The 5,391-nt window shown below is 37.1% G+C and carries 7 protein-coding genes and 1 tRNA gene; 3 read left to right on the forward strand and 5 right to left on the reverse strand.

Annotation, left to right across the window (positions count from 1 at the left end; all coding sequences use genetic code 11):
- Positions 1-196: 196 nt before the first annotated feature.
- The 5 genes from ISP71_08880 to ISP71_08900 form a co-directional block, all read right to left on the reverse strand.
- Entirely contained in the window at positions 197-658 is a 462-nt protein-coding gene (locus tag ISP71_08880; GenBank protein ID MBL6664197.1) for a hypothetical protein, read from the reverse strand.
- Positions 659-740: 82 nt separating this feature from the next.
- Positions 741-1,334 (reverse strand): superoxide dismutase, encoded by a 594-nt coding sequence (locus tag ISP71_08885; GenBank protein MBL6664198.1) that lies wholly within the window; start codon positions 1,332-1,334, stop codon positions 741-743.
- Between the two features lie 41 nt (positions 1,335-1,375).
- A complete protein-coding gene (locus ISP71_08890; GenBank protein MBL6664199.1) occupies positions 1,376-2,950 on the reverse strand; it encodes a S41 family peptidase in 1,575 nt (524 codons plus the stop codon).
- The gene (locus ISP71_08895; protein ID MBL6664200.1) at positions 2,940-3,359 is read right to left on the reverse strand and encodes a dCMP deaminase family protein; all 420 of its coding nucleotides are present in this window, start codon (positions 3,357-3,359) and stop codon (positions 2,940-2,942) included. The genes ISP71_08890 and ISP71_08895 overlap by 11 nt, the downstream gene beginning before the upstream one ends.
- Before the next feature lie 64 nt (positions 3,360-3,423).
- Positions 3,424-3,507: transfer RNA gene (locus ISP71_08900), tRNA-Leu, on the reverse strand.
- A gap of 111 nt (positions 3,508-3,618) precedes the next feature.
- Here ISP71_08900 and ISP71_08905 point away from each other — a divergent pair.
- The 3 genes from ISP71_08905 to ISP71_08915 all read left to right on the forward strand — a co-directional run.
- Positions 3,619-4,551 (forward strand): ribose-phosphate pyrophosphokinase, encoded by a 933-nt coding sequence (locus ISP71_08905; protein ID MBL6664201.1) that lies wholly within the window; start codon positions 3,619-3,621, stop codon positions 4,549-4,551.
- Positions 4,552-4,578: 27 nt separating this feature from the next.
- A complete protein-coding gene (locus ISP71_08910; protein MBL6664202.1) occupies positions 4,579-5,211 on the forward strand; it encodes a 50S ribosomal protein L25 in 633 nt (210 codons plus the stop codon).
- A 19-nt stretch (positions 5,212-5,230) separates the two neighbouring features.
- On the forward strand, positions 5,231-5,391 hold a 161-nt coding region (locus tag ISP71_08915; protein MBL6664203.1), incomplete at its 3' end, for an aminoacyl-tRNA hydrolase.

Here is a 5,391-nt window from a genome sequence, read left to right on the forward strand (position 1 = left end):
GTGAAATACCCGATTACTGTTGAATAGGGATAGAGACACTATTTGGATTAGAAAACTTCCTTAATTAAATTGTATATTCCTGTTATTGATTTTTAAGTGTTACAAGTCACTTTCAATATTCAAGTGAACACTATGAATTGGTTTCAACATTGTTAGAATACAACAATTCCAACAAGTATTATCTGTCTAAATATTTTTACCAAGAAAGAGCTTTTTGTTTTATAAATATTCTATAACCAACATTAATAGTACTACCTATACTTGACGAATATCCATAATGAATTAAAAACGGAATATTCTTAAAGCTATATGTTATGCCTATTTCTTTTCTATTTCCTTCAAAAATATTATCATTTGTAAAAAAATGATATCCAAAATTAAAATATAGGTTATTTATCACTCTAACATTTATGCCTAAAAGATCTCTATTGTTTAAATCATTCTTTTCTAATGTATAGTATAAACCTACTTTATTTAAGATTAGGTTTTTTGTTGAGATTCCTATTCTAGTATATGACAAGTCATTTATTATTATTCCAATTGATGGGTCAATTGAGATTTCATCTTCATTATTATATCCATATACAAAATGGCTGAAAAAAAAAATACAAAGTCTCATAATATCAAATATATAGGATTTTAACCTCACTACTTTCAAATTCCAATTATAAAAGGGATAAAAGATGTAATCGATGAAATTATAGTCAAAAAAAAGCCCCTCAAATGAGGGGCTTTTTTTTTTATGCTTCTTTAAATCGACGACTGACTTCGTCCCAGTTGACTACATTGAAAAAGGCTTCGATGTAATCTGGTCTTCTGTTTTGGTAGTTGAGGTAATAAGCGTGTTCCCACACATCAATTCCTAAAATTGGAGTGCCACCACATCCCGATTTCATCAAAGGATTATCTTGATTAGGAGTAGAGCATACGCTTAAGCTTCCATTTTTTGAGCACAACCAAGCCCAACCAGAGCCAAACTGTGTAGCCGCAGCATTTGAAAATGCGGTTTTAAATTCCTCGAAAGAACCAAAAGCACTGTCTATAGCATCTGCCAAATCACCACTTGGCTGACCGCCACCGTTAGGACTCATTACACTCCAAAATAAGCAATGGTTGTAATATCCTCCGCCGTTATTTCTGACGCCTGCCGATAGCTCACCAGCTAGTATAGATTCGATAGACTGTCCAGCTAAATCAGTGCCTTCAATAGCAGCATTTAGTTTGGCAGTATAACCTGCGTGGTGCTTGCTATGGTGTATTTCCATAGTTCTAGTATCTATATGTGGCTCAAGAGCATCGTAAGCATAAGGTAGTTTGGGTAAATCAAATGACATAGTTTATTATCTTAAATTAATATTGGTACAAAAGTAAAAAATTACTGCATTATAGCTTGTTGAAATGTGTCATCAATTTTATGAATAACAGGAAAAAACCCGTCGTCATTCCAAATATTTCGTGCAATATAAGCTTTGAGTTGGGTAGATAAAATGCGTTTATCGTATTCGCTAAGTTCAGCAAGTGGTAGTGTAACCTCAGACGACTTACAAAATGCTACCAACTGATTATAGTCGTTAGTATTGATTTCGAATAAGGCAATAAAATTGGACAGGTTTTGACTTTCTAATTCTTCTCGGTGTTGGTTGGAATAAGCAAATGCAAACTGTCGGATTAAATCTTTTCGGATAGCCTCAGAAATAGAAGAATGGTAAGAGTTAGTGTCTAAAGGAATAAAAATATCAGGCATTATTCCTCCGCCTCCATAGACAATCTTACCTTGAGGAGTAACAAACTTTAGACTGTCGTCAAATTTTATGCTATCTCTAGAAAGGAGTTCGCCAGTATTGATTCTTTGTAAAAGGTCACTAGCATAATCGTCACCTTGACCTTTAGCATAAGGGCGTTGTATGCATCGACCTGTTGGGGTGTAATAACGTTGGGTAGTAATGCGATATGCCGAACCATCGGGGTGTTCAAATTGTTCTTGTACTAAACCTTTGCCAAATGAACGGCGACCAACGATAGTGCCTTTATCGTTATCCTGTAATGCACCAGCAACAATTTCACTAGCAGAAGCTGAACCTTCATCTATAATGACTGTCACGGCAGTATTGATGAGTAAACCTTTTCTGTTGGAAAAGTATTCTTCTTTATTGCCCGAACGGTCTTGGGTATAAACGATGAGCAAATTGTTTTCCAAAAATTCGTTGCTGATGTTAATGGCAGCCCCTAAATATCCTCCGGGGTTATTTCTGAGGTCAAGAACCAGCTCTTGCATACCTTTATCCAAAAGTTTTTGGGCAGCCTCAATAAATTCTTCATAGGTATTAGCGGCAAAGCGATTGATTTTGATGTATCCCATTTCGTCCGATATCATATACGATACATCAACACTATAGATAGGGATTTTATCTCTAGTAATTTCAAAATCCAATAATTCCTCTTGACCTTTTCTCAAAATGCCAACATTGACCTTAGTTCCTCTTTTGCCTCTCAATAATTTGAAGACATCTTCATTTTCTAGCCCTGTACCTGCTATGGTATCTCCATTGACAGAGACAATTTTATCGCCAGAGAGAATACCAACACTTTGTGATGGACCACCCGAAATAGGGGCAACTACCAAAATGGTATCGTCTAGCAAGTTAAATTCTACACCGATTCCATCAAAACTACCCTCCATGGGTTCGTTGACGGCAGACAAATCTTTCGCTTTTATGTAATAGGAGTGAGGGTCAAGTTCTTCTAAGAGGTTAGTGACGGCTTTTTCTATTAGTTCCTCCCTATCTATGCTATCGACATAAGCTTCTTCCAATTGGGACAACACTAAGTTAAATTTGTTGAATTCGCTTTGCTGAAAGGTGTTAAAATTTAGGGATTTGCCAAGATAAATACCTAGGATAAGAATTAGGGCAAATACGATGGGGCTAAAATGAGATTTCTTATTCAGCATCCTCAAAGTGTAAGAGTTCTACATTGGCTTTTCTTAAGAAATCCAAGCCTGTGGTATCCTTATATTCATCGAGATAGACCAGTCTTTTTATGCCAGATTGATGTATCAGTTTGCTGCATTCTTTGCAAGGGGAAATAGTCAGGTATAGGGTAGCACCTTTACAGTCGTTGGTAGAACGGGCTACTTTCATTATAGCATTGGCCTCAGCATGCAAGACGTACCATTTGGTATTACCCTCTTCATCTTCGCAGGTGTTTTCGAAACCAGAAGGGCAACCGTTATAGCCGTCAGAAATAATCATCTTATCCTTTACGATGAGTGCCCCGACTTGTTTTCTTTCACAATGCGACAGCTTGGCCCATTCTTGCGCCATTTTCAAATATGCCTTATCGTACTTTCTTTGTTTCATTTATTATAAACTAGAGTGTACAAAAGTACAAAAAAACCCCCTCAATTCTTGAGGAGGTTTGTAGTACCCGAGGCCGGGGTCGAACCGGCACGATATTGCTATCACTGGATTTTGAATCCAGCGCGTCTACCAATTCCGCCACTCGGGCAAATTTTAGCGACAGCAAAGGTAAAGTCTTTTTTGGCATACACCAATGAAAGTGTAGAAAATAGTTTTGGGATAAATCAATTTTTCTATCTTTGCCCCCCATAAAAATACTATGTCGTCTAAAGTTAAAATATTTGCTGCTTCGGCGAGTAAGGAATTAGCCCTTACCATAGCTGAAAAATTCGGACAGCCACTAGGGGATACGTCTATCGTATATTTTAGTGACGGTGAGTTTGAGCCTTCTTTTGACGAAACGGTAAGAGGTTGCCACGTTTTTATAGTACAATCTACACCACCGCCATCTGATAATCTGATGGAATTGTTGTTGATGATTGATGCTGCCAAACGAGCTTCAGCCTACAAAATATCGGCAGTTATGCCTTATTTCGGTTATGCTAGACAAGACAAAAAAGGCAAGCCAAGAGTGCCGATAGGGGCTAAATTAGTATCTAATTTATTGACTGCCGCAGGTGTGGATAGAGTCATTACGATGGACTTGCATGCCGATCAAATACAAGGATTTTTTGAAGTTCCTGTGGATCATTTGTTTGCCTCTACGCTCTTTGTGCCACACATACAAAGTTTAAATTTAGAAAACTTGTGTATTGCATCTCCAGATATGGGAGGAACAAAACGGGCTAACACTTATGCTAAGTATTTGCAAACCGATGTGGTAGTATGCTACAAGCACAGAGACAAAGCCAACGAGATTAGTAAGATGATGTTGATTGGTGATGTACAAGGTAAAGATATCGTGTTAGTAGATGATATGGTAGATACAGCAGGAACGCTAACTAGAGCGGCTGACCTTATGATGGAAAATGGCGCCAATAGCGTAAGAGCTTGTTGTACCCATGGCATCCTCTCAGGAAGTGCTTATGAAAGAATTAATAACTCTCAACTATCTGAACTAATTGTAACGGATACCTTGAGAAAAGAACATAAAAGTGATAAAGTTAAAGTTATAGAGATTGGTAATTTGTTTGCCGATACTATTAATAGAGTGTATACAAAACAATCCATAAGCTCAAACTTTATAAGTTAATTATTAACCCATTATTTTTTATTTAAAATGAAAACATTTGCATTAGGTGCTAACGTTAGAGAAACTAACAAAATAGCTAACAGAGCACTAAGAAATCAGGGTAAAGTACCATGCGTACTTTACGGGGGAGAAAAGCAAGTGTACTTCTCTGCTACAGAGAATGACCTAAACAAGCTTGTCAATACTCCAGACGTATATTTGTTGAACATTAATATTGATGGAGAAAGCTTTCAAGCGATTCTTCAAGACATTCAATTTCACCCTGTAACAGATAGAATTATTCATATCGACTTCTTACAAGTATTTGACGACAAAGAAGTAACCGTGAATATTCCTGTTAACTTTATTGGAACACCTATTGGTGTTCGTAATGGTGGAAATCTATTGGTAAGAAAAAGAGCGATTAAAACTCGTGCTATTCCAGCTAATTTGCCTGATGCTATCGACATCAATATAGAAGAATTGAAAATCGGAAAATTCCTTTACATCGGAGATATTAGAGACGAAAGATATACCTTCCTAGCAGGTGATAAATCTGTAATTGTTGGTGTCAAAACGGCTCGTGGGGCAGTTGTTGATGATGAAGAGGAAGAAGATGAAGAAGTAACTGCTGAGGGAGGAGATGCTCCAGCGGCTCCTGAAGAATCTGCTGCCGAATAATATTTCCTATATTTAAGCAATGAAATACCTCATTGTTGGACTAGGAAACCCTGGTGTCAAGTACGAAAATACAAGACACAATATAGGATTTAAAGTATTGGACGCTCTAGCCGAGTCGTCCAATACTTCTTTTAAAGAGGAAAAACACGCTTACTACACTTCCATAAAACATAAGTCCAG

This window comes from Flavobacteriales bacterium, assembly GCA_016779995.1.
Classification (GTDB): Bacteria; Bacteroidota; Bacteroidia; order Flavobacteriales; family UBA7312; genus UBA8444.